The sequence below is a fragment of the Pseudomonas sp. GW460-LB5 genome (assembly GCF_059423245.1).
In genome coordinates this window covers 105,092-128,071 of record NZ_JBWKXT010000012.1, presented here as the reverse complement: position 1 = coordinate 128,071, position 22,980 = coordinate 105,092, and the positions used below count along the sequence as shown (strand labels likewise).

The window sequence follows — 22,980 nt, the reverse complement described above, 5'->3', positions numbered from 1 at the left end:
TGCAGCTGTCTCCAGTAGAGTATGAGAAACGCTATTTCCTGAGCTTGGAGAGTGTCTAGAAAACCAGGGGCGATTCATACCATCCGCTCGTCGCTACCTCTTGGAGATGGCCATCCATCCAATGCCCATGGGGTACAGCATGGCTAGAATGGTATAGTCTCTCATTTATTTGCAGAACAGCCGCAGGAAGCCGCTGGGAGATTTCACATGGCGATCTACACCGCAGGCTATGAAGGGTTGTCTATCGACGCCTTCATCGCTCGTCTTAAGCAAGCTCAGATCGACAAGGTTCTGGACGTTCGCGAGTACCCTCTGTCCAGAAAGCCTGGTTTCTCCAAGAAGGCTTTCGCCCAGTGCTTGGCGGATGCAGGAATTGCCTACGAGCATTCCCCTCCCTTGGGTTGCCCAAAACCGATTCGAAACCGCTATAAGGTCGATGGCGATTGGGGGGTCTATGCGCGCGACTTCAGGGCTTACATCCGTACCCGGATGGACCTTCTGGAGAACCTGACAGCTGATGCCTCAAGCCAGCGCATTTGTATGGTTTGCTACGAAGCTGACGCGAATTTTTGTCACCGCAGCCTTATCGCCGAGGCTGCGAGTGAATTGGATTCATCCCTGGATACGCGGCATCTGCCTCTCAAAATAGAGAAATTTGCTGATTTGCTTCGGGCGGTTGCTTAGGTGGATAGATGAGACTGATGATAAGCCACTGTTGCGGAAATCGATGAATCGTTCCCATTAGAAGCATAAGATCTTTTCCTGGTAACTCGACCTCCAGCTTCTGTCGAAACGGCGCTTCCCAGCCGTTAGGCCCATGAGCTCGGCGCATGTTTCTGTACAGCTGGCTTGCCTCCCAGTCTACGATCTTGTGCTTATAAATCTTTACCTCACCATCAAGTACTGACTCATAGCTGTAGTAGAAATCGAAGGGCACCTTCTCTAGGCGCTTGATGCTGGCTTTGACATCGTCCTGATCGAATAAACCGGGCTGGCGCTGCAGTCTCTCCAGTTTTTCAAGCTCCTCATCAGTCCAGCTTTCTGACGCGGCTTTACGGATCTCTAATCCAATAATTCGCTCAGGCTTGATCAAGCCGAGCGTGACATTGGAATTCTGTCGAGCCTGCTCCAGAGCCTCAAAACTGTCGTAGATGGGCAGCTTGCTAAGCATTTCCCTCCTTCGAATCCACGCTTTCGAGGTTGGAATAATGTCTTGGGGCTGAATCGTATCCACGCCAATCTTATGGCTTTCAGGTCGGTGATCGTTGGAGCTTTTTTCGATGGAGGCTTCGATCCACTGCCACTTTGAAAATCGTTGATCATCAGTGACCAGGCGGAACGGTACAGGGTAAAGACGGATCAGATTGCCTGCCTCGTCCATCCCCGCAACGCACGAAGTCTCTGTATAGGCAGCGCTGGGTGACGGGTATGTTTTGCATAGGATTAGTATGCGAGCTTTCCTTCTCATACAGGCACGTCCTTATTGTACTGCTGATACTGTAGCGACCAGAGCGTAAACTGGCCATATGATATCGCCCTGTCCCGACAAACCTCATCCATGTGCGGCTGCCACTGAGCGTCATCACCAAGAGCGAGCAATTCAGGCATAGCTGCTGCTAGGGATTGCCTAACCGGGCTGCACCGCAGAAAGATTGAACGCAGCTTCGGCACGAACTTGCCGTCCGATTGAAGCGGACGAGCTACGCACCGTTTGGGGTTGCGGCCCCTTTCGATGTTCGTCGATGGGATCTAGCTCAGTCGCAAGGGGCTTCCGGCGTACTGAACACTCCAACAAAATGGCATTTGCAAAGCTGCTTGAGCAAATCACCGCTTGCATGGCTGCTGGAGTATGATGGGGACTGGTAGCTCTGGCAGGAGAGCCCAATGACTGAATCAGCGCGCACCACGGTAAAGTGCCTGGATCCCGGCGACGGCTCCGGCGATGTGATTGTGGAATTACCTGACGACATTCTGCGCGAGCTCGGGGTCACGACGGGCGACAGACTCTCCATAGAGCTCATCAACGGCGATATCGTACTCAAGCCAGTCCGCGAGCGCCGCGAATCTGATTAGCTACGCGTTGCAGGCCCTCTGTGTCGTCGTGTTGAGCTGATGAAGCTTTCTAGCGGGGATACATGGGACGGCAGTCAGCCTACTGCCGTCCTTCTGGTCGGTGCGTTATTTGGCTGGATAGTTGGCGACTACTAGGTCCGCGCCGCTTTTGGTTAACCCAATGACTTGGTAGGCATGGCTTACGCCATCAACCTCCATGCCTGGGGATCCAGCTGGCATTCCTGGCACGGCGATCCCGACCAGATCGTTCCGCTCCTTGAGTTCTCGAATCTGCTCAGCTGGCACGTGACCTTCAACAAACTTTCCATCAATCACGGCTGTGTGGCAGGACGCTAACCGTGGCGCTACGCCCAGCTTCTGTTTCACTGCGCTCATGTCCGTCTCAATATGGTCGGTCACTTTGAAACTATTGGCTTCCAAGTGCGCGATCCATTTCTTGCAGCAACCGCAGTTCGCGTCTCGGTGAACGTCGATGGACAAAGGCTCGGCAGCGTAGGCCGCTGAGGTCACCAGCAGCCCAGCGATAGCGGCTAGACGAACGAGTATCCGGTTAGTTGGCATGAGTGTGCTCCTTACCGTCTTTGTGAACATGCGTCTTTGTCGACGATTTCGGGTGGGCGTCCGAATGGGCTTCGGCCGCATTGTGGTCACCGTGATGATCTGCCGCTTGGGTGGCGCCTGCGGGTGGAGCTCCATGGTCGTGAGCTGCCTGGGCATGATCGTTGTCTGCCGCTTCGTCGTGATCGCCATGCTCGGCATGCCCGCTCCCGCCGTGCTGGCCCTCATGGTTATGCATATCGCTTTCGCCGCCGCCGTGCTGATGGCCACCGCTCGTGGCCACCAAAGCCTTGTACTGCTCGGGATTCATTTCGGGAAGTTGATCCAGGAACGCGACTATTCCCCAGATGTACTCATCACCCATGCTCTTGCCCCAAGCGGGCATGCCGGTGGCTTTGATGCCGTGCTTGATCGTCCAGAATGCGGCAGCCGGTTCGCCTCCGACACCCACCTTGGTGAGGTCAGGTGGCGACGGGTATAGCGCTTGGCTAAGTTCTGTCTTTCCAACGCCAGGGGCGAGGTGGCACCCAATGCACATGGCGTTGTAGTTGCCTGCGCCTGCCTTGATCAACGCAGCGTTCTTCAGGTCAGGCACTTCAATGTCTCGCGCTCGAACCTCAATCGACCGGTCGCGAGCCATGGCGAGAAACGAATGGACAGCCGGGAAGTGAGGATCATCGGCGCCGACATTCACCAAGCCGAAATACGCGGTGCCCAATACCGCAGCACTTCCGACAGCACCGGCCACAAGCAGCGTTGTAATTGTTCTTTTCATGTTGGAATTCTCAGAACCACATCCTGATACCGGCAACGAAGCGTGCCTCATCAACATCTCCACCCTCGTCTCGGATGAAGTCAGCGGTGTTGCCGTAGGAGCGGCTCCAGGTAACGCCTATGTACGGGGCAAACTGGCGGACGATTTCATACCGTAGACGCAGCCCGACTTCGGTATTGGCCAGACCCGATCCAACACCGCGCTCAGGATCGTTCTTGCCATAGAAGTTCGCCTCGGCCGTGGGCTGCAAAATCAAGCGATTGGTCAGCAGGATGTCGTATTCGCCTTCAAGACGCGCAGCAGTCTGGCCGTTCTCGCCGATGAACGCCGTAGCTTCGGCCTCGAAGTCATACAAGGCCATGCCCTGAATACCAAAGGCTGCCCAGGTCTGCGGTGATTCCGGTTTGAAATCCTGACGGACTCCGGCGACCACGTCCCACCAAGGACTGACCGAGCGCCCGTATAGCAGTTGCAGCTCAGCGTCTTCGGTTACCCCATTGGTGCGCTCGCCTTCCGAGCGAACCCAGAGTCGATTGATGTCGCCGCCTACCCAGCCTGATGCGTCCCAGGCCAGGGTGCTGCCCTCATCGGCGTCTTGGTATTCGAGCTGGTCCAACAGGAAGAAGCTGTTGATTCCGCTGTCGTGCACCTGGTGGCCACCCAAAGGCGGAAAGGCTGCCTCGCGGTCGGCATCAGTGAGCACTGGAATCGGCGTGCGACTCGTTGTGGTCGGAGAAATCGCTGAACCATGATTCATCTGGGAATGGTCCATGCCCTTCATCGAACCGTGATCCATGCCCTTCATGTTTCCATGGCCCATTTTGCTGTGGTCCATCTTGCTATGGTCCACCGGGCTGGATTTGCTCTGGCTTTGAGCATGCTCCATCTGGCTGTGATCAACAGGGGCAGGCTGTTTCTGCTGTTTGCTCACCCCCATCTTGCTGTGATCCATCGCCGGCATCGATTCGGACGGAACAGCATCCATTTGCATGGAACCGTGCCCCATTTTCGAATGATCCATGCCCGAGTGATCCATTTCTTCAGCGGCGAAGCTGGGCGTTACGCCCAGCATGCCGATTGAAACAGTCAGGGCCAGCAGCGAAGGCCGCCCAAGGCTATTGACCATCTTTCCCTGCCTTAGCTTTGTCGCTGCCATGCGATTCCATCATTTTGTCGTGGTCCATGCCTTCCATCGAGCCATGGTCCATCCCCTTCATCGAGCCGTGGTCCATACTTTCCATGGACCCATGGTCCATGCCTTCATGGTTCATCCCCTGACCCTGCTTGTCCTGCGAACCTTTGGCTTTACCGGCCTCGGTAGATTTCTGGGAATGCTGATCATGGTTGTCGCTGGACCACGACGACGGGGCATAAACAGCCAACATGCCGACCATCGCAGCAGAGAGGAAAAAGGCGCTTCGTTTCATTGGTTTGCTCATCTCAAATCTCCAGCTCATTCGTCCACACGGACTTCTCGGAACATGCCCATTTCCATGTGGAACAGTAGGTGACAGTGATAGGCCCAACGTCCCAAGGCATCTGCGGTGACGCGATAGCTTCGTTTTGAGCCAGGTGGCATGTCGATGGTGTGCTTGCGAACCATGAAGTTGCCGTTCTCGTCCTCCAGATCACTCCACATACCGTGGAGATGGATGGGGTGAGTCATCATGGTGTCGTTGACCAAGGTGATGCGAAGACGCTCGCCATATTTCAACCGCAGCGGTTCAGCATCAGAGAATTTGATACCGTCGAACGACCACGCGAACTTCTCCATGTGGCCGGTAAGGTGCAGTTCGATTGTGCGTCCAGGCTCTCGACCATCGGGATCGATGAAGGTGCTCCGCAAATCGGCGTAGGTCAGCACTCGGCGCCCGTTGTTGCGCAGGCCAATTCCCGGATCGTTCAGCTTCGGGGTCGGCGACATGGTCTGCATATCGACCAACGGGTTGTTTGTCTCGGAAGCCGGATGGCTCTGCATTGCACCGCTCATGCCGGCCATGCCCTCATGACTCATCCCAGCCATCGTGCTGTGATCCATGCCGGCCATGTTGCTATGGTCCATTCCAGCCATCTTGCTGTGGTCCATGCCGGCCATGCTGCTATGGTCCATTCCAGCCATCTTGCTGTGGTCCATGCCGGCCATGCTGCCATGGTCCATCCCAGCCATCTTGCTGTGATCCATCCCGGCCATGTTCCCCTGGTCCATGCCAGCCATGCCGCCGTGATCCATTCCGCCCATGCTGCCGTGGTCCATGCCCATATCGCTCATGGCGATGATCGGGCGTGGATCTACCTCCGGCACGGGCGCTTGCAAGCCTTCACGAACTGCCAGGGTGCCTCGGGAGTACCCGGTACGGTCCATGGATTGCGCGAAGATTGTATAGGCCTGCTCGTTTTCAGGTTCGACGATGACATCGTAGGTTTCGGCAACGGCGATCCGGAACTCATCGACCGATACGGGTTTGACGTACTGGCCGTCGGCAGCCACAACCGTCATCTTGAGCCCAGGAATCCGGACATCGAAATAGGTCATGGCCGAGCCGTTGATAAAGCGCAGGCGGATCTTCTCGCCGGGCTTGAAGATACCCGTCCAGTTGCCGTTCGGAGCCTGGCCGTTCATGAGGTAGGTGTAGGTATACCCGCTCACGTCAGCGAGGTCGGTGGGGCTCATCTTCATTTCAGCCCACATCTTCCGATCCGCTACAGCGGCCGACCAGCCTTTCTCGCTCACATCGTCAACGAAGTCGCTAACAGTGCGCTTGTGGAAGTTGTAGTAGTCAGATTGCTTCTTGAGTTTGGAGAGCACCCGCGCCGGGTCTTCATCCGTCCAATCGCTGAGCATGACGACGTAATCACGGTCGTACACAAACGGCTCCGGATCCTTGGCATCGATCACCAACGCCCCATAGACCCCGGACTGTTCCTGGAAGCCTGAGTGGCTGTGATACCAGTAGGTGCCGTTCTGGTGGACCTTGAACTTGTATTCGTACATGCCATCGGGAGCGATGCCGTGGAAGCTCAAGCCCGGCACACCGTCCATGTTGGCGGGCAGGATGATGCCGTGCCAGTGAATGGAGGTGTCTTGTTTCAGCCGGTTGCGTACGCGCAGTGTCACGGTGTCGCCTTCGCGCCATCGCAGGATCGGCCCTGGCACCGAACCGTTGATGGCCATGGCCGTGCGAGCTGCACCCGTGATATTGACGGGGAGTTCGCCGATATACAGATCGAAGTCCGTGCCGCTCAGCACGTTCGGTTGGCCAGGGCTGGTCACGGCCCAGACCGGCGCGCGCCACATGCCGAGCCCACCCAGAAGTCCGGTAGCGGCCAGGCCTTTGACGAAAGATCGTCTCGTGGTTTTGCTTTGCATGCCGTTGCGTCCAGTCAGGTAGATCGCTGATATCCAGGCTGCTCGATGGGGCAGCCCTTGGGTTCATTGGAGCTCTCACCAGTCTCGTAGACTTTCGTCACTGCGCGAGGCTGATGAGAGGCCGTAGTCTGAAACTGCCATAGTTCAGATTCCGGGGTGATTACATTTCTGTAAGCTGGGATCAGCAGCTTTCGTGGCCGGCATGCTTGCTGGACTGGGCGGCAACTGGCGCCTGCTCTTTCTTCTCCTGCGCAACTTGGAATGCCTGCATGGAGCTTTGGCGAGCCGCTTCCATCCGCGCAAAGGTCCGGTCCGCGCCGCCCTCTGCCAGGGCGATGCCTGCCATGCCGAAGGTAACGACCATCACAATTGCTTTGACCATGTTCATCTGGAGATCCTCAGTGGGTTCTGCGCCTCATGGCGTCAGGTACAGGGTCAAGTTAGCTTCGCGGTGCTGTCAGAAAACTGATCTCGACATTACTTTTCCGTCAGCTTCTGGTTGGGCGTCTTTTTTCCTGCAAACTGGAGATGCACCCCGCGTGGATGAGAGCAGATGAAATTACTCGTAGCCGAAGATGAGCCAAAAACCGGTGTCTACCTCCAGCAAGGTCTGACAGAAGCTGGCTTCACCGTTGACCGGGTGATGACAGGCACTGACGCCCTGCAACAGGCACAGAGCGAAGCGTATGACTTGCTGATACTCGACGTGATGATGCCGGGGCTCGATGGCTGGGATGTCCTGCGCAAGATCCGTGCGGCGGGTCAGGATGTGCCGGTTCTTTTCTTGACGGCCCGAGACGGCGTAGACGACCGCGTGAAAGGTTTGGAACTGGGCGCTGATGACTACCTGGTGAAGCCCTTTGCGTTCTCGGAGCTGCTGGCTCGGGTTCGCACGTTGTTGCGCAGAGGCAACGGTGGTGCTGCTCAAACCACCATGAAGATGGCAGACCTTGAGGTAGACCTGCTCAAGCGTCGAGCTACGCGAAACGGCAAGCGGATCGACCTTACCGCAAAGGAGTTTTCCCTGCTGGAGCTGCTCATGCGCCGACGCGGCGAGGTGCTCCCCAAGTCGCTGATCGCTTCTCAGGTCTGGGACATGAACTTCGACAGTGACACCAACGTGATTGAGGTAGCGATTCGCCGACTGCGGGCCAAAATAGATGACGACTTCGCGCCAAAGCTCATCCATACCGCCCGAGGCATGGGCTACATGATGGATGTGCCCGAGTGATGCGCCCGCAATCATCGCTCGTCAAGCGACTGACCCTGATGTTCATGTTCGCAGTGACTGCTGTCCTGGTGGTTGCCGGGGTGGCTTTCTACGGGCTCAGCCAGCACCATTTCCGGATGCTGGATGAGCAGGCGCTTTCCGAAAAGCTGGAGTCAACGCGTCATATCCTGTCCATCTCAGCAGCGCGAGGCGGGCTCCACGATCAGGAGCAGCAGCTGCGGGCATTGCTCGGCGCACATCAGGATTTGTCGGCGAAAATCACCAAGGCTGACGGTACGGTCCTGTTTTCAGACCCCAAAGCCTCCCAAATTCCCCAGCGGTTCGAGCAGGCGCACCGGGGTGCGGTCTGGGAATGGCAGGATGAATCGCAGAACTTTCGCGGCATTACCGCCCAGCTGACCATTGCAGGCGAGCCGGAACCGGTGACGGCCGTGCTGATGCTCGACGTCACCACTCACGCCCATTTCTTTGTCACCCTGCAATGGTGGTTCGGAATTGGCCTGGTGATCAGCGCGATTGTAAGCGCAGGCTTGGGTTGGGTCGTGGCCAAGAGTGGGCTTCGGCCTGTTGGGCAAATCACCAAAGTGGCCACCGGGATGTCGGCAAGATCGCTCCGCGAGCGCATTCCCCTGGAGCCCGTGCCGCTAGAGCTTCAGGAGCTCATCCTGTCTTTCAACGGGATGCTGGGACGGTTGGAGGATGCATTCGTTCGGTTGTCCAACTTCTCTGCCGATATCGCTCACGAGTTGAGAACGCCAGTCAGCAACCTTCTGACCCATACTGAAGTGGTGCTCACCAAGAAGCGTGACCTGGATGCCTATGAGGAGAACCTCTATTCGAACCTGGAAGACCTCAAGCGTATGTCGCGCATGATCGACGACATGCTGTTCCTCGCCAAGGCGGATAACGGTCTGATCGTCCCTGAGCAGATTGATGTGGAGCTCTCCGACCTCGTTTCCAAGCTGTTCGAGTACTACCAGTTCCTGGCTGAGGATCAAGGCATCCAGCTGACCCTACACGGGCAGGGTAAGGTTCGTGGCGATCGCCTGATGATTGACCGAGCGCTTTCCAACCTTCTATCCAACGCGTTGCGCTACACCCCGGAAGGTAACGAGATATCAGTGCGAATCGAGCAGACGCCTGAAAGCGTGACGCTTTCCGTGCGTAACAGCGGGGTAATCATCGATTCCCAGCACATTGGCAAGATCTTCGACCGATTCTATCGAGCCGATCCAGCCAGGCGCGAAGGCGGCCCAAGCAATGCAGGCCTGGGTCTGTCGATAACCCGCTCTATCATCGAGGCTCATAGCGGACGAATCTGGTGTACTTCAGCGGAGGGTGTCACAACCTTCTTCATCAGTCTCCCAGCCTCTAAGCGGTGGGTTAGTGCAGCCCCAACCCCTTAATGCTGAACTCATCCCGGTAATCTATACTCGCCCATCATGAATCGGTTCATTCGACTGCTCACCATCCTGATGCTTATCGTGGCGCTTCCGCTTAACGGGATGGCGGGCATCGATTCGGCGACTGAACCTTGCCCAATGCAGACCATGGGCATGGAAATGATGGCGGGTATGGATCATGACTGCTGCCAGGACCAAGACCTGGGCAAGGCCGGCGATCACGCCAAATCCTGCAAGGTCGGCCAGGAGTGCAGGACTGCTAGCACAGTGCAGCTCAGCTTCCTGACGCCTGGGCTGACCTTTGCCAAGCCACGACCTGCCGATACCTACGCGGTAGGCATAGCGACAGGCTCTCCCCCCGATCCATGGCGGCCTCCCCGCGTCTGATTCCCTCTTAATTTCACACCGTCGTTCCGCCTAGCAGCGGGGCGATGGCACGCGCCTGGGCGCTGATCTTTCGAGGAATCATTTTCATGACTCCCCAACGTTTTCAGGGACGGATAACCACGGCCGTCCTGTTCATACTGCTGCCGGCTGTCTCGGCACAGGCTGCAACGCTGTCGCTGGATGAGGCGCTGCAACTGGCTGAACGCAACGCTCCCTCTCTACAGGCCCGCCAGGAGCAGGCATCAGCTGCGCGCAGCGCAGTCATTCCAGCGGGCGAACTACCCGATCCGCGCCTGAATCTCGGGGTACAGAACCTGCCGATTGAAGGCACCGACCGCTGGAGCATGAACAGAGACTTCATGACCATGCAGGTGGTTGGCCTGTCCCAAGAAGTACCGAACCGGGACAAACGCAAAGCTCGCATAGAGACAGCGCAGGCCACGGTCGAGCGAGCCGATGCCGAGGCGCTGTTCGAACGGCTGAAAGTTCGGGCGGCAACCGCACAGGCTTGGGTGGCTGCATACACCGTGCAGCGAAAGCTTGAACAGTTCGACGCCTTCTACAAAGAAAACCAGCTGCTGGCTTCCACGGTGCGGGCCAGCCTGGCCGGAGGCGCAGGCTCAACGGCCGATACGTTGGCTCCCAAACAGGAATTGGCACAGTTGGACGAGCAGAAAGACGTTCTGTTGAGTCAGTCAGCTCAGGCGCGAGCCGCGCTGAAGCGCTGGATTGGGCAGGACGCCGAAGTGGGCGCGCCGACGTTCCCTGTCTGGCCTGTAGATGCAGCTGAATACTTGCACTCCGTCCATGCCCATCCGGAGCTCAATACCTACAACGCCATGACACGCGAGGCTCAAGCCCAGGTACACCAGGCTCAGGCGGAAAAGAAATCGGATTGGTCCTGGGGGGTGGATTATCAGCGCCGTGGTCCGGACTTCAGCAACATGGTCAGCCTGCAAGTCAGCTTCCAGTTGCCGTTGTTCACCAGCTCCCGGCAAGACCCAATGATTGCGGCACGACGCGCACAAGTTCGCCAATTGGAAAATGAGCAGGACGCTGCCCTGCGCGAGCATCAAGCTCAGCTTGAAACAGACCTTGCCGAGTACCAACGCTTGCAACGGGCTGTACGGCGCAGTCGCGAAACACTTTTGCCCCTGGCCGAGGACCGGGTACGCCTCGCTCTGGCGGACTACCGCGCCGGTAATTCGCCGTTGAGTGAAGTGCTGTCGGCACGCCGGCAGCGTGTGGAAGCGCTGCTACAGGATGTGGACCTGCAAGGACAGTTGGCGGCAACAGCAGCGCGTCTGCATTTCGTTTATGGAGAGGTGCGGGCATGAGGAATAGGTCGATTGGTTTGCTCGTGGCTGCTGCCCTTGCTATTGGGATAGGCGCGGGCTTCTGGCTAGGTGGAAGAGGTGCGTATTCCTCATCCCAGCCAGTAGGTGAGGAAAAAAAAGCGCTGTACTGGTATGACCCGATGTATCCCCAGCAGCACTTCCCGGCGCCCGGAAAATCGCCGTTCATGGACATGCCGCTCGTGCCCAAGTATTCGGATGACACGGCTGGCGAGGAGCAGCCTGCGGTTCAGGTCTCGGCTGGGCTCCAGCAAAACCTTGGGATTCGATTGGCGACGGTGACGGCTGGCCGGCTAGAACGGACCCTGAGTGTGAGCGGCGTTCTAACGTTCGACGAACGCGACTTCAGCGTATTGCAGGCCCGGACTGGCGGCTACGTCGAGCGCGTCTATGGTCGAGCGACGGGCGACATCGTTGCCAAAGGGGCTCCTCTAGCCGATGTGCTAACCCCGGAGTGGGCTGGTTTGCAGGAGGAATACCTGGCGCTGCGGCATTCCGGCGACACGCAGCTGACGGCGGCGGCACGACAGCGGCTTGTGCTCGCCGGCATGCCGGCCGACCTGATCAACCGGGTCGCGAGCACTGGGAAGGTGCAGCTCTCGGTCACACTCTCCGCACCCACGGCCGGAGTCATCCAGGTTCTCGATTTGCGACCCGGAATGACGTTGACGCCGGGGGCTACCTTGGCGAGGATCAATGGAGTGGCCAACGTCTGGCTGGAAGCGGCTGTGCCGGAAGCCCAGGCTCAAGGTCTTCGCGAAGGCCAGCCTGTGCGGGCGCAATTGCCAGCGTTCCCAGGCGATCCCATACCGGGCAAGTTGACCGCGTTGCTCGCCGATGCCGATTTGCAGAGCCGCACGTTGCGCCTGCGTATCGAGTTGCCCAACCCGGATGGACGGCTTCGTCCTGGGATGACCGCTCAAGTGGCTCTCCATCCCGGCGAGTCTTCCGAGCAAAGCCTCTTGGTGCCTGCCGAGGCGGTCATCCGCACCGGCAAGCGAGACCTGTTGATGCTGGCTGAAGACGGTGGTCGCTTCCGGCCGGTGGAAGTCGTGTTGGGCCAGGAGAGCAGAGGGAAAGTTGCGGTGTTGCAGGGCCTTCAGCCAGGACAGCGCATCGTCGCGTCCGGGCAATTCCTGTTGGACTCCGACGCTAATTTGAAAGGCATCGAGGCGGCGACGGCGCAGGATAGTCAGCCTAATGCGGGGCCAGCCCTGCATGAAGCGGATGGCCGTGTCGTGCAGATAGACGGCACCCAGCTCACCGTTGCCCACGGTCCTTTCATCACCCTGGGCATGCCAGGGATGACCATGACCTTTCCTGTGGTTGATCAGTCTCTCCTTGATGGCCTCAAGGTCGGTGCGCAGATTCGCTTTGGCATACGCGAACGCGACGAGGGCATGGTAGTTGAGCAGATCAACGTGGTGGAGGGCCAACCATGATTGCCAAACTGATCCGCTGGTCGGTAGGCAACCGTGTGCTGGTGCTCCTCGCCACGCTGTTTCTGGTGGCATGGGGCTTCGTCTCGGTGCGTAGCCTGCCAATCGACGCCTTGCCCGACCTGTCGGACGTGCAGGTGATCATCCGCACGTCCTACCCAGGCCAGGCTCCCCAAATCGTTGAGAATCAGGTGACCTATCCGCTGACCACAACCATGCTCTCGGTTCCGGGGGCCAAAACGGTACGCGGTTTCTCCGCCTTCGGTGACAGCTTCGTCTACGTGCTGTTCGAGGACGGCACCGATCTGTATTGGGCGCGCTCACGGGTGCTTGAGTACCTGAGCCAGGCGCAATCGCGATTACCTGAGGCAGCCAAGCCGGTACTGGGCCCGGATGCCACCGGAGTGGGCTGGATTTATCAGTATGCGTTGGTCGATCGCAACGGCGGCCATGACCTGTCGCAACTGCGCAGCCTGCAGGACTGGTTCCTGCGCTATGAGCTCAAGACCCTGCCGGATGTCGCTGAGGTAGCCACCATCGGCGGTATGGTCAAGCAGTACCAAGTCGTCCTCGATCCGCTGCGCATGGCCAGCCTCGGTATCACCCAGGCTGAGGTGGTTGAGGCTATAGGCAAGGCCAACCAGGAGACCGGTGGCGGTGTACTGGAGCAGGGCGAAGCGGAGTTCATGGTACGTGCGGCCGGCTACCTGCGATCGCTGGATGATTTCAGAGCGATACCGCTGCGACTGGCTACCAAGGGCGTGCCGGTGACATTAGGCGACGTCGCTACGGTGCAGATAGGTCCGGAAGCCCGCAGAGGCATAGGCGAACTGGACGGCCTCGGCGAAGCCGTAGGAGGGGTGGTGATCCTGCGCAGCGGGAAGAATGCTCGTGAGGCCATCGGGCACGTCAAGGCCAAGCTAGAAACCCTGAAGAAAGGCCTGCCAGCCGGGGTGGAGCTTGTCACCGTCTACGACCGCAGCCAGTTGATCGACCGTGCCGTGGAGAACCTCAGTCACAAGCTGATCGAGGAATTCGTAGTAGTGGCGTTGGTATGCGCAGCGTTTCTCTGGCACCTGCGCTCGTCGTTGGTGGCTATCGTGTCGCTTCCCGTGGGAATCTTGATTGCGCTGATTGTCATGCGTCATCAGGGTATCAATGCCAACATCATGTCCCTTGGCGGAATCGCTATTGCCATCGGTGCAATGGTGGACGCTGCCGTGGTCATGATCGAGAACGCCCACAAACGTGTTGAGGCTTGGCATGCCCGGCATCCTGGTCAACCCTTGCGAGGCGAAGCGCATTGGAGGGTAATGACAGAGGCGGCCGTCGAGGTAGGACCGGCACTATTCTTCAGCCTGATGATCATCACGCTATCGTTCATCCCGGTGTTCACGCTGCAAGCCCAGGAAGGGCGTCTCTTCGCACCCCTGGCCTTTACCAAGACCTACGCAATGGCAGCGGCGGCTGCGCTATCGGTGACCCTGATTCCGGTGCTGATGGGGTACTGGATCAGAGGGCCACTGCCTGCGGAACAGCGCAACCCGCTCAACCGGGGCCTCATCCGGCTGTACCGTCCGGCATTAGAGGTCGTCCTGCGCCGGCCTCTGGTTACCCTCGCTGGAGCATTGCTCATCCTGCTCAGCAGTCTGTGGCCCTTGAATCATCTTGGGGGCGAGTTCCTTCCTCCGCTCGATGAAGGTGATCTGCTTTACATGCCTTCAGCCTTGCCTGGACTCTCGGCGCAGAAAGCTTCAGAGCTGTTGCAGCGAACGGATCGTCTGATTCGAACTGTTCCCGAGGTGGCCAGTGTCTTTGGTAAAGCCGGCCGCGCCGAGTCCGCTACCGACCCGGCACCGCTGGAGATGTTCGAGACCATCGTTCGGCTCAAGCCCAAGAGTGAGTGGCGTCCAGGAATGACCACGGAGAAGCTCATCGAGGAGCTTGATCGCACTGTGCGTGTGCCTGGGCTGACCAACATCTGGATCCCGCCCATCCGCAACCGCATCGATATGCTGGCCACCGGTATCAAGAGCCCAATAGGCGTCAAGGTGGCCGGCAGCGACCTAGACCAGATAGACCGGGCTACCCTCGCTGTGGAGCGGGCAGCGAAAAAGGTTCCTGGAGTGACTTCGGCGCTGGCGGAGCGTTTGACTGGTGGCCGCTACATTGATCTGGATATCGATCGCCATGCCGCTGCCCGTTACGGTCTGAACATCACCGACGTACAGGCCCTCGTGGCTGGCGCCATTGGTGGCGAAACCATTGGAGAAACGGTTGAAGGCTTGGCCCGCTATCCCATCAGCGTGCGCTATCCACGCGAATGGCGTGATTCCGTGGAGGCGTTGCGTCAGCTGCCGATCTACACCTCGCAGGGCGGTCAGCTGACGCTCGGCAGCGTGGCCCGCATACGTATCGCTGATGGCCCGCCCATGCTTAAGAGCGAGAATGCTCGCCCCTCGGGTTGGGTGTACATCGATGTGCGCGGCCGGGATCTATCGTCTGTTGTGGCAGACCTTCGTCAGGCGATCAACAGCGAGGTGAAGCTCGATCCAGGCATGAGCTTGAGCTACTCCGGCCAGTTCGAATACCTGGAGCGGGCGAATGCCCGTCTGGCCTGGGTGGTGCCGGCGACGCTGGCCATCATCTTCGTGCTGCTCTACCTGACCTTTGGGCGCCTCGGTGAGGCGTTGCTCATCATGGGCACACTACCGTTCGCGCTGACCGGAGGCGTTTGGCTGCTGTACCTGCTGGGCTACAACCTGTCGGTGGCCACAGGCGTTGGTTTCATTGCCCTGGCCGGCGTAGCGGCGGAGTTCGGAGTGATCATGCTCATCTACCTGAATAACGCTTGGGCTGAGCGTCAAGCCAAAGGCGAAACCACACGAACAGCGCTGCTCGACGCGATCCGTGAGGGCGCGGTGCAACGCATCAGGCCCAAGGCAATGACTGTGGCGGTCATCGTTGCAGGCTTGCTGCCCATCCTCTGGAGCAGCGGTACCGGCAGCGAGGTCATGAGCCGCATCGCGGTTCCCATGGTGGGCGGCATGCTCACCGCCCCCTTGCTTTCCCTTTTTGTAATCCCTGCGGCGTACTGGCTGATCCGTCGCCGCGAACTTGCTGTAACTACCCCCAACCTCTCAGGAGAAATCCAATGAAAAAGCTAATTGTCATCGCAGGCCTGGTCACCGCTTTTGCCACCAGTGTGCATGCCCAGGACATGGATGGTATGGACATGAAGAAAATGCCAGCCTCCGCCGAGGGGGGCCAAGGGAGCCAGGCGGCTCCCACTGCGCATGCTGAGGGGACAATAAAGGCGCTGGATCTTCAAAGCGGGAAAATCACCTTAGCGCACGGCCCGGTAGCAGAGCTCAAATGGCCGGCGATGACCATGGGCTTCCAATCTGAGCCTGCACAGCTGAAGGGCTTGAACGTAGGCGACAAGGTGAAATTTGGGTTCCGCATGGAGGGAAGCTCCGCGAAAATCGTGAGCATCCAGAAGCAGTGATTGAAAAGCCTTGAATGATCGGGCACGCCTTCATACTGAGATGATTCGGACAAGCTTACAGAAATGTAATCAATCTTCAGGAACCCCTCAGGTCGAACGCTACATACCGTCATGAGACGGTGCACTGGCATCACATCGACCCGATACCGGAGATATGATCATGAACAGTAGCTTTGATGAATGCATCTCGGAATGCCTGCGCTGTGCGCTGGCCTGTGAAGGCTGCGCGTCAGCCTGCCTGCAAGAGCAGGACGTAAAAATGATGGCTGACTGCATCAAGTTGGACAGGGATTGCGCAGATATGTGCAGGCTGGCGGCTACCTTGATGGCACGAGAAAGCATGCTCGCCAAGGAATTTTGTGCGTTGTGCGCCAGGATTTGCCGCGCCTGCGGGGAGGAGTGCAGTAAGCACACGGCAGACCACTGTCAGCATTGCGCACAAGCCTGTTTGGCCTGCGCACAATCCTGCGAAGCAATGGCTGCCTAATTAATTTCGACCGACCGTCGTTCTTTTGCAAAGTACTTAGGGAAGACCTCGGTCGGTCGATCACAAGCCCCCTGGCGGCCGATCAGCTGGCGCTACTGGTGATCAGCTGACTTCAAGAATTAACCTGTGCTTCGGTCAGTTTTGACCCCTGCAGTTAATTCCGGCAGTGCGATATTCAAGGATTTTCAGCTCTCCTGTTGAGTCCTCGTAATTCATCTGTGCCGGCATCACGTCGCAGCTGCCGTTGGTCGAAGTCCTGCTGATGACTCTCGCCACGTCCAGCTTCATTCCATAGCGATAATGGATCACCTCAGGTGGCTTTTTTCCATTGGCCGCTGCGTATGCACGCATAGCCTGCTCATTCGCCTGAATCATTTTTCCGTGCAAACGATCAGAACCTCCTTCGGAAAAAGCGGATGAGGAGGCGATTAAGAGAAGTAGGCCGGCGATGCATTTGGCTTTGATCATTTCAATTACTCCATGAAAACATGACTGCAGCCTAAGGCCCGGTAGCTGTCATCCATGTGATCCAGGCATTACATCTTTGTAAGGCTGTGCTGGGTTGACAGCGCTATTCCCTCATAGACAGTTTGCGGGTGCCTAAGGTAAAGCCGACACGGGACAGAGCTTTTCAAACTCTGCGGAGTTGGAAATCACCCTAGGGGCTAGGGATCGCTCTCTGCGCTCATATCCCCGAGCCTCGAATAAATCGGGCGCAATTGTGGTCCGCAGAGGCTTTAAGCCCCGTCGGCTTCGGCTATGCGTTCAAGTGCTCTAAGCAGCAAGGTACCGACCCCGGATCCTCTTTCCCAGGATCCACAACCAGCGAACGAATTAGACGAGCCTGGCCATCCTTCGATGCCCCATATCCCAGTTCCGTTTCTCCACGGTGAAAGGAATAGAACATGCGGTCGTGCTGCAGAAGGTCCGGGGTAGGCAAGCCGGCTGCGGAAAGATACTCATCCAACCCCTGGATCTGATCGGCACCAAGCAATCGGAGAGACATCTCAGGGTGGTTCATCGTGGACTCGATGGGAAGGGAATCAATATCCGGATAAGGGCGCGAACCCTGGATTTTGCCTCCTACTGTGACTCGGTCATCTGGTCAGTGAATTAATATCTGCTTTACCGTATATCTGAATGGTCATATATTCGAGCCTCCAGATATGAGCCGCCCGTGCTGCGTTCCCCAGGAGGTCAAATGCGGGAAACCCTAACCCCCCCCATCGTTTTTAAATGTCTCGCTGACGAAACACGAGCCCGGATGACCTTGCTGATCGCCAGTGAAGGCGAGCTATGCGTATGTGAGTTGACCTGCGCACTCGACCTCAGCCAGCCGAAGATTTCTCGGCATCTTGCTCAATTGCGAGAAGCCGGAATCCTCATGGACCGGCGGCAGGGACAATGGGTGTATTACCGCCTCAATCCGTCCTTGCCAGAATGGGTGCAGATGATGCTCAAGAGTGTTGTCGATGCAAACGCCCAGTGGCTAAGCGCCGATGCTGTGCGCCTTGCTGAAATGGGCGAGCGTCCACAAAGCCCTGCTGCTTGTGCTTGATTTTCACTTCGCTGACTGAGTTGAGCCATGTTCATCGCATTTTTGATTTTTCTCGCAACGATCGTTCTGGTGATCTGGCAGCCAAAGGGTCTGGGGGTGGGCTGGAGCGCTGGTCTAGGGGCGGTCGTGGCGCTACTGGCGGGCGTAGTGAATCTGTCTGATATCCCAGTGGTGTGGCAGATAGTATGGAACGCCACCGCAACGTTTATCGCTGTCATCATCATCAGCCTTTTGCTGGATGAGGCGGGTTTCTTCGAATGGGCAGCGTTGTATGTGGCCCGCTGGGGCAACGGCAGTACCCGCAAGCTGTTCGCTTTCATCATTCTCCTGGGAGCAGCAGTGTCGGCGTTATTCGCCAATGATGGCGCAGCGCTGATCCTGACGCCGATCGTTATCGCCATGCTGCTTGCCCTGCGTTTTTCCCCGGCGGCGACGTTGGCATTTGTCATGGCAGCAGGTTTTATCGCCGATACCGCGAGCCTGCCGCTGGTGGTGTCCAACCTGGTGAACATCGTTTCCGCCGACTACTTTGGCATCGGTTTCAGCGAGTACGCCTCGATCATGGTGCCGGTGAACCTGGTCAGTATCGCCGCCACGCTGGGAATGCTGCTGTGGTTCTTCCGCAAGGACCTGCCGCGAACCTATGAACTCGACCAACTGAAGGCTCCCGAAGCCGCTATCCGCGACAAGGCGACGTTCGTTGCCGGCTGGTGGGTGCTTGCGCTGTTGCTGGTCGGCTTCTTCGCCATCGAGCCGCTGGGCGTTCCGATCAGCGCCATCGCTGCTGCCTGTGCGCTGATCCTCTACCTGATCGCTGCGCATGGGCACGTGATCTCAACCCGCAAGGTGCTCAAGGACGCGCCTTGGCAGGTCGTGGTGTTCTCGCTTGGCATGTACCTGGTGGTCTATGGCCTGCGTAATGCCGGCCTCACCGACTACCTGACGCAGATCCTCAATGTCTTCACCGGCTACGGGGTCTGGGGCGCATCCCTCGGGACGGGGCTGCTCGCCGCTGGCCTGTCGTCGGTCATGAACAACATGCCCACTGTACTGGTAGGAGCTTTGTCGATCCATTCCGCCGAGGCCACTGGCATCGTGCGTGAGGCCATGATCTACGCCAACGTCATCGGCTGTGACCTCGGTCCGAAAATCACCCCAATCGGCAGCCTGGCCACCTTGCTGTGGCTGCACGTGCTGGCCCGCAAAAACATCGTTATCACCTGGGGTTACTACTTCCGCACCGGTATCGTCCTGACGCTGCCGATCCTGCTTGCCACCTTGGCCGCATTGGCCATACGCCTGAGCTTTTGAACCGGAGATATCTGATGAAAGTCTTGTTCATGTGCACCCACAACAGCTGCCGCAGCATCCTGTCCGAGGCGCTGTTCAATCATCTGGCCCCCGAGGGTATGGAAGCTGTGAGCTCGGGTAGCTTCCCAAGCGGCAAGGTCAATGAGCGGGCGCTGAAGACCTTGGAAGCCGCCGGTATCCCCACCGCTGGTCTTTCAAGCAAGGCCTCGGATGTCTTCGAGAGCTCTCCTCCCGACATAGTCGTCACCGTGTGCGATCGAGCTGCCGGCGAAGCCTGCCCGATCTTCTTCGGTCCATCGCTCAAAGCCCACTGGGGCCTGGCCGACCCTTCGGCGGTTACCGGCAGTGAGGCGGAAATCGAACAAGCCTTCCAGACCACACTTGCGAAGATCGATGAGCGCGTGCGCGCTTTCATTGCGCTGCCCTTCTCGCAACTGAGCCAGGACGAACTGAAAGCCGAACTTGCTCGCATCGGCGCGCTGTAGGCCCTGGATCAATGGAGACTGAAATGAACGACCACCTGCCAAATATCCAGCCAGAACTGATCGATCTGCCGTCGCTGGAGCGTCTGGAGCCGAAGGATCCCTCCACGCATAAACCACGCATCCTGCTGCTGTACGGATCGACCCGCGAACGCTCATTCAGCCGCTTGATGGTCCAGGAAGCTGCGCGCCTGCTGGAAGAGTTCGGCGCCGAAACCCGTATCTTCGACCCTTCCGGCCTGCCGCTCCCGGATGACGCTCCGGACTCCCACGAGAAGGTGCTGGAACTCCGCGAGCTGATGCAATGGTCCGAGGGCCAGGTGTGGTGCTCGCCCGAGCGTCACGGTTCTATGAGCGCAGTCTTTAAGGCGCAGATCGACTGGGTACCTTTGGCCATGGGCGCCGTACGTCCGACCCAGGGCAAGACATTAGCGGTGATGCAGGTTTGTGGTGGCTCGCAGTCGTTCAACGTGGTGAACCAATTGCGCGTGCTGGGCCGTTGGATGCGCATGTTCACTATCCCTAACCAGTCGTCGGTTCCAAAAGCCTTCCTGGAGTTCGATGATGCCGGGCGCATGAAACCTTCTTCCTTCTATGACCGGCTGGTTGATGTGATGGAAGAACTGACCAAGTTCACGCTGCTATTGCGCGACCGCCAGGATTACCTGGTGGATCGCTACTCCGAGCGCAAGGAGTCGGCGGAAGAGCTGTCCAAGCGAGTCAATCTGCGGTCCATTTGAGGTCATGAGCATGTCACATCCCTACTCGATGAAATCGCTGCCCCATGCCCCAGGAGCGCTAATTTTCACACCCTGCCCGGGCACCCAGGCCAGCGATCTTGCTGAAAGCCTGAAGACGCTGAAGCAGGCTGGCGCCGTGGCGCTGGTTACCCTGATGTCGGATACAGAGCTTCAGGAAAACGGCGTTGGTGAGCTTGGCGTCGCGGCCAGGCAGTATGGGTTGGAGTGGTACCAGTTGCCGATCGAGGATGATCAGGCTCCTGATCAAACCTTCGAGGCTCGGTTGGGGGAGATTCGCCACCAGTTAGACGATTTGCTCGCTTCCAACAAGGCCCTGGCCATCCACTGCAAGGGCGGCTCCGGTCGCACCGGGCTGTTCGCTGCCCGTCTGCTGATCGAATCCGGAATGCCGCGTCGCGAGGCGATCGCTTGGGTGCAGGAGCTTCGCCCACGGGCGATTCAGAAGCCTGCGCACATCAACTACATCAACCAATTCGGCGAAGACTGAGCGCTCCAGCCAGACAGGAGAGACCATGGCCACCGACGGCGAACTACTCGATGTCATCGTGATTGGCGGCGGGCAGTCCGCGCTTACGGTGGCCTATTTTCTCAAGCGGGCCAAGTTGTCGTTTCTGCTGCTCGACGCCGAAGAGGCTGCGGGCGGGGCGTGGCGCCATGGCTGGGACTCGCTGACGCTATTCTCACCCTCAGCATGGAGCTCGATCGCGGGCTGGCCGATGCCGCTAGTCACCGAAGGTAATCCCGATAGGGATCACGTGGTCAGCTATCTGGAGCAGTACGAGGCGCGCTACGGGTTTCCTATCGTTCGCCCCGTCAGCGTTACGGCGGTGGAGCGAACCGGGCGTGGCCTTCGTGTTCGCTCGAAGGACCGCGACTGGGAAGCCCGTGCCGTCATCAGCGCAACGGGGACTTGGAGCAAACCCTATGTTCCGGTTTATCCGGGGATAGAGCTGTACGGGGGGCAGCAAATTCACTCCGCCCATTATCAGTCACCAGAGGCTTTCCAAGGAAAGCGCGTGCTGGTCGTTGGTGGTGGCAACTCGGGGGCGCAAATCTATGCGGAGCTGTCCGAGGTCGCCGACGCAACGTGGGTAACCACGGAGGAGCCGGCGTTTCTGCCTGATGATGTCGATGGCCGGGTGCTGTTCGAGCGGGCTACCGAGCGCCTCAAGGCTCAACAGGAGGGCCGTGTTATCAACGTACCGGTCGGCGGGCTTGGCGATATAGTCATGGTGCCCCCGGTGGTCCGGGCCCGCGAGCGAGGAGCCCTACGGTCTGTAAGGCCTTTTGTCTCATTCACGCCTGACGGGGTCGTCTGGCCCAATGGTGAGAAAACCCAGGTCGATGCGGTGATCTGGTGTACCGGTTTCCGGCCGGCTCTGGATCACTTGCGGGACTTGGACGTGCTGGATGACAGCGGTAAGGTCGAGGTTGACGGGTCGCGCTCTATTCGCGAGCCGCGCCTCTGGCTGGTCGGATATGGCGACTGGACCGCCCTGGCCTCGGCGACGCTGATCGGCGTCACCCGTACCGCGCGCAGCACCGTAAACGAAGTAGTGGAATACCTGAACAGCTTGGAGCAGCCGGATGCATAGCGGAATCGAGATTCGTATTGCTGGTCCAGAAGACGCTGCAGCCATACAGGCTATCTACGCTCCGATTGTGCTCCACACTGCCATCTCGTTTGAAGAGGTAGCGCCGAGCGCGGAAGAAATGCGCCAGCGTATCGAGACGACGCTTCATACCTATCCATATTTTGTGGCTGTGCAGCAAGGTCGGGTGGTCGGTTATGCCTATGCTAGCCAGCATCGAGCGCGAGCGGCATATCGGTGGGCGGTAGATGTGACCGTCTACGTTGCAGAGGGGCAGCGTCGGAGTGGGATTGGCCGGCAGCTTTATGACGTTCTCCTGCCGGTTCTGAAGCAGCTAGGATATCGTTCTGCATACGCGGGTATTTCTTTACCGAACGAAGGAAGCGTGGGTCTCCATGAGCGACTCGGCTTTCAGCACATCGGTACGTTTTCGCAGGTCGGGTTCAAACTCGGTGCGTGGCATGACGTGGGATATTGGCGGTTTGATTTCGGTGGCGAGGGTTGTCGGCCTGAGGCTCCTACAAGCTTCTTATCCCAAATCCCGATGCCGCGTTAGAACATGAGGTCCATTTTGAAGGGTCCATTTGAGCGGCCGCTGAGCGTTTCGTCACCAGGGCTTGAATCTGAGCTAGCGTGTTGCGAAGACACGTCGGCGGCCTAGAAGACTCGATGGAACCATCAGAGATATGATCC

Annotated in this window: 25 protein-coding genes; 17 read left to right on the top strand and 8 right to left on the bottom strand. The window is 58.3% G+C overall.

Annotated elements, in window-relative coordinates; translation table 11 throughout:
* Positions 1-207 precede the first annotated feature (207 nt).
* Positions 208-684 (top strand): DUF488 domain-containing protein, encoded by a 477-nt coding sequence (locus AC07XM_RS10360; protein ID WP_060519784.1) that lies wholly within the window; start codon positions 208-210, stop codon positions 682-684.
* On the opposite strand, the gene AC07XM_RS10355 is transcribed toward AC07XM_RS10360, so the two are convergent.
* Complete coding sequence (locus AC07XM_RS10355) at positions 641-1,468, bottom strand: DUF8758 domain-containing protein (protein ID WP_060519782.1); 828 nt, start codon at positions 1,466-1,468, stop codon at positions 641-643. The two genes, AC07XM_RS10360 and AC07XM_RS10355, sit on opposite strands and share 44 nt — an antisense overlap.
* A gap of 416 nt (positions 1,469-1,884) precedes the next feature.
* Between AC07XM_RS10355 and AC07XM_RS10350 the strand changes: the two genes are divergently transcribed.
* Positions 1,885-2,073, top strand: a complete 189-nt coding sequence (locus AC07XM_RS10350; protein WP_060519780.1) for an AbrB/MazE/SpoVT family DNA-binding domain-containing protein — start codon at positions 1,885-1,887, stop codon at positions 2,071-2,073.
* Between the two features lie 105 nt (positions 2,074-2,178).
* Here the strand turns inward: AC07XM_RS10350 and AC07XM_RS10345 are convergent, their stop codons facing one another.
* The 6 genes from AC07XM_RS10345 to AC07XM_RS10320 form a co-directional block, all read right to left on the bottom strand.
* Entirely contained in the window at positions 2,179-2,634 is a 456-nt protein-coding gene (locus tag AC07XM_RS10345; RefSeq protein WP_060519778.1) for a DUF411 domain-containing protein, read from the bottom strand.
* A complete protein-coding gene (locus tag AC07XM_RS10340) occupies positions 2,624-3,406 on the bottom strand; it encodes a c-type cytochrome (protein WP_060519775.1) in 783 nt (260 codons plus the stop codon). The genes AC07XM_RS10345 and AC07XM_RS10340 overlap by 11 nt, the downstream gene beginning before the upstream one ends.
* Before the next feature lie 10 nt (positions 3,407-3,416).
* A complete protein-coding gene (locus AC07XM_RS10335; protein ID WP_060519774.1) occupies positions 3,417-4,532 on the bottom strand; it encodes a copper resistance protein B in 1,116 nt (371 codons plus the stop codon).
* A complete protein-coding gene (locus tag AC07XM_RS10330; protein ID WP_019470286.1) occupies positions 4,522-4,845 on the bottom strand; it encodes a hypothetical protein in 324 nt (107 codons plus the stop codon). Before AC07XM_RS10330 ends, AC07XM_RS10335 begins: the two co-directional genes overlap by 11 nt.
* 14 nt (positions 4,846-4,859) lie before the next feature.
* Complete coding sequence (locus AC07XM_RS10325) at positions 4,860-6,773, bottom strand: copper resistance system multicopper oxidase (RefSeq protein WP_060519772.1); 1,914 nt, start codon at positions 6,771-6,773, stop codon at positions 4,860-4,862.
* Positions 6,774-6,954: 181 nt separating this feature from the next.
* Positions 6,955-7,161, bottom strand: a complete 207-nt coding sequence (locus tag AC07XM_RS10320) for a co-regulatory protein PtrA N-terminal domain-containing protein (RefSeq protein WP_060519770.1) — start codon at positions 7,159-7,161, stop codon at positions 6,955-6,957.
* 165 nt (positions 7,162-7,326) lie between these two features.
* Here AC07XM_RS10320 and AC07XM_RS10315 point away from each other — a divergent pair, with 165 nt between their 5' ends.
* From AC07XM_RS10315 to AC07XM_RS10280, 8 genes are all read left to right on the top strand, one after another.
* The gene (locus AC07XM_RS10315) at positions 7,327-8,004 is read left to right on the top strand and encodes a heavy metal response regulator transcription factor (RefSeq protein ID WP_060519766.1); all 678 of its coding nucleotides are present in this window, start codon (positions 7,327-7,329) and stop codon (positions 8,002-8,004) included.
* Complete coding sequence (locus tag AC07XM_RS10310) at positions 8,004-9,410, top strand: heavy metal sensor histidine kinase (RefSeq protein WP_060519764.1); 1,407 nt, start codon at positions 8,004-8,006, stop codon at positions 9,408-9,410. Before AC07XM_RS10315 ends, AC07XM_RS10310 begins: the two co-directional genes overlap by 1 nt.
* Positions 9,411-9,446: 36 nt before the next feature.
* Positions 9,447-9,794: a hypothetical protein gene (locus tag AC07XM_RS10305; protein WP_060519763.1), complete on the top strand. Its 348-nt coding sequence runs from the start codon at positions 9,447-9,449 to the stop codon at positions 9,792-9,794.
* An 86-nt stretch (positions 9,795-9,880) separates the two neighbouring features.
* Positions 9,881-11,131 (top strand): TolC family protein, encoded by a 1,251-nt coding sequence (locus tag AC07XM_RS10300; RefSeq protein ID WP_060519761.1) that lies wholly within the window; start codon positions 9,881-9,883, stop codon positions 11,129-11,131.
* Complete coding sequence (locus AC07XM_RS10295; RefSeq protein ID WP_101195989.1) at positions 11,128-12,591, top strand: efflux RND transporter periplasmic adaptor subunit; 1,464 nt, start codon at positions 11,128-11,130, stop codon at positions 12,589-12,591. The genes AC07XM_RS10300 and AC07XM_RS10295 overlap by 4 nt, the downstream gene beginning before the upstream one ends.
* Positions 12,588-15,746 carry an efflux RND transporter permease subunit gene (locus AC07XM_RS10290; RefSeq protein WP_060519757.1) on the top strand — a complete coding sequence of 1,053 codons (3,159 nt, stop codon included), beginning with the start codon at positions 12,588-12,590 and terminating at the stop codon, positions 15,744-15,746. The genes AC07XM_RS10295 and AC07XM_RS10290 overlap by 4 nt, the downstream gene beginning before the upstream one ends.
* Complete coding sequence (locus AC07XM_RS10285; RefSeq protein ID WP_060519755.1) at positions 15,743-16,096, top strand: copper-binding protein; 354 nt, start codon at positions 15,743-15,745, stop codon at positions 16,094-16,096. The genes AC07XM_RS10290 and AC07XM_RS10285 overlap by 4 nt, the downstream gene beginning before the upstream one ends.
* A gap of 160 nt (positions 16,097-16,256) precedes the next feature.
* A complete protein-coding gene (locus AC07XM_RS10280; RefSeq protein ID WP_101195988.1) occupies positions 16,257-16,583 on the top strand; it encodes a four-helix bundle copper-binding protein in 327 nt (108 codons plus the stop codon).
* 135 nt (positions 16,584-16,718) lie between these two features.
* On the opposite strand, the gene AC07XM_RS10275 is transcribed toward AC07XM_RS10280, so the two are convergent.
* Positions 16,719-17,051 carry a DUF2790 domain-containing protein gene (locus AC07XM_RS10275; protein WP_039614978.1) on the bottom strand — a complete coding sequence of 111 codons (333 nt, stop codon included), beginning with the start codon at positions 17,049-17,051 and terminating at the stop codon, positions 16,719-16,721.
* Between the two features lie 733 nt (positions 17,052-17,784).
* On the opposite strand from AC07XM_RS10275, the gene AC07XM_RS10270 reads away from it, so the two are divergent.
* The 7 genes from AC07XM_RS10270 to AC07XM_RS10240 are packed head-to-tail and all read left to right on the top strand — an operon-like array spanning position 17,785 to position 22,843.
* A complete protein-coding gene (locus tag AC07XM_RS10270) occupies positions 17,785-18,141 on the top strand; it encodes a metalloregulator ArsR/SmtB family transcription factor (protein WP_060519748.1) in 357 nt (118 codons plus the stop codon).
* A 27-nt stretch (positions 18,142-18,168) separates the two neighbouring features.
* Positions 18,169-19,452: an arsenic transporter gene (locus AC07XM_RS10265; RefSeq protein ID WP_102688989.1), complete on the top strand. Its 1,284-nt coding sequence runs from the start codon at positions 18,169-18,171 to the stop codon at positions 19,450-19,452.
* A gap of 14 nt (positions 19,453-19,466) precedes the next feature.
* Positions 19,467-19,937, top strand: coding sequence for an arsenate reductase ArsC (locus tag AC07XM_RS10260; RefSeq protein ID WP_031314387.1), 471 nt, complete (start codon positions 19,467-19,469; stop codon positions 19,935-19,937).
* Positions 19,938-19,960: 23 nt separating this feature from the next.
* Positions 19,961-20,674: an arsenical resistance protein ArsH gene (gene arsH / locus AC07XM_RS10255; protein WP_060519744.1), complete on the top strand. Its 714-nt coding sequence runs from the start codon at positions 19,961-19,963 to the stop codon at positions 20,672-20,674.
* Between the two features lie 4 nt (positions 20,675-20,678).
* Positions 20,679-21,182: a cyclin-dependent kinase inhibitor 3 family protein gene (locus AC07XM_RS10250; protein WP_082422063.1), complete on the top strand. Its 504-nt coding sequence runs from the start codon at positions 20,679-20,681 to the stop codon at positions 21,180-21,182.
* Positions 21,183-21,207: 25 nt separating this feature from the next.
* Positions 21,208-22,290, top strand: a complete 1,083-nt coding sequence (locus tag AC07XM_RS10245; RefSeq protein ID WP_101195987.1) for an ArsO family NAD(P)H-dependent flavin-containing monooxygenase — start codon at positions 21,208-21,210, stop codon at positions 22,288-22,290.
* Positions 22,283-22,843: an arsinothricin resistance N-acetyltransferase ArsN1 family B gene (locus tag AC07XM_RS10240; protein ID WP_060519738.1), complete on the top strand. Its 561-nt coding sequence runs from the start codon at positions 22,283-22,285 to the stop codon at positions 22,841-22,843. Before AC07XM_RS10245 ends, AC07XM_RS10240 begins: the two co-directional genes overlap by 8 nt.
* The last annotated feature ends 137 nt before the right edge of the window (positions 22,844-22,980 follow it).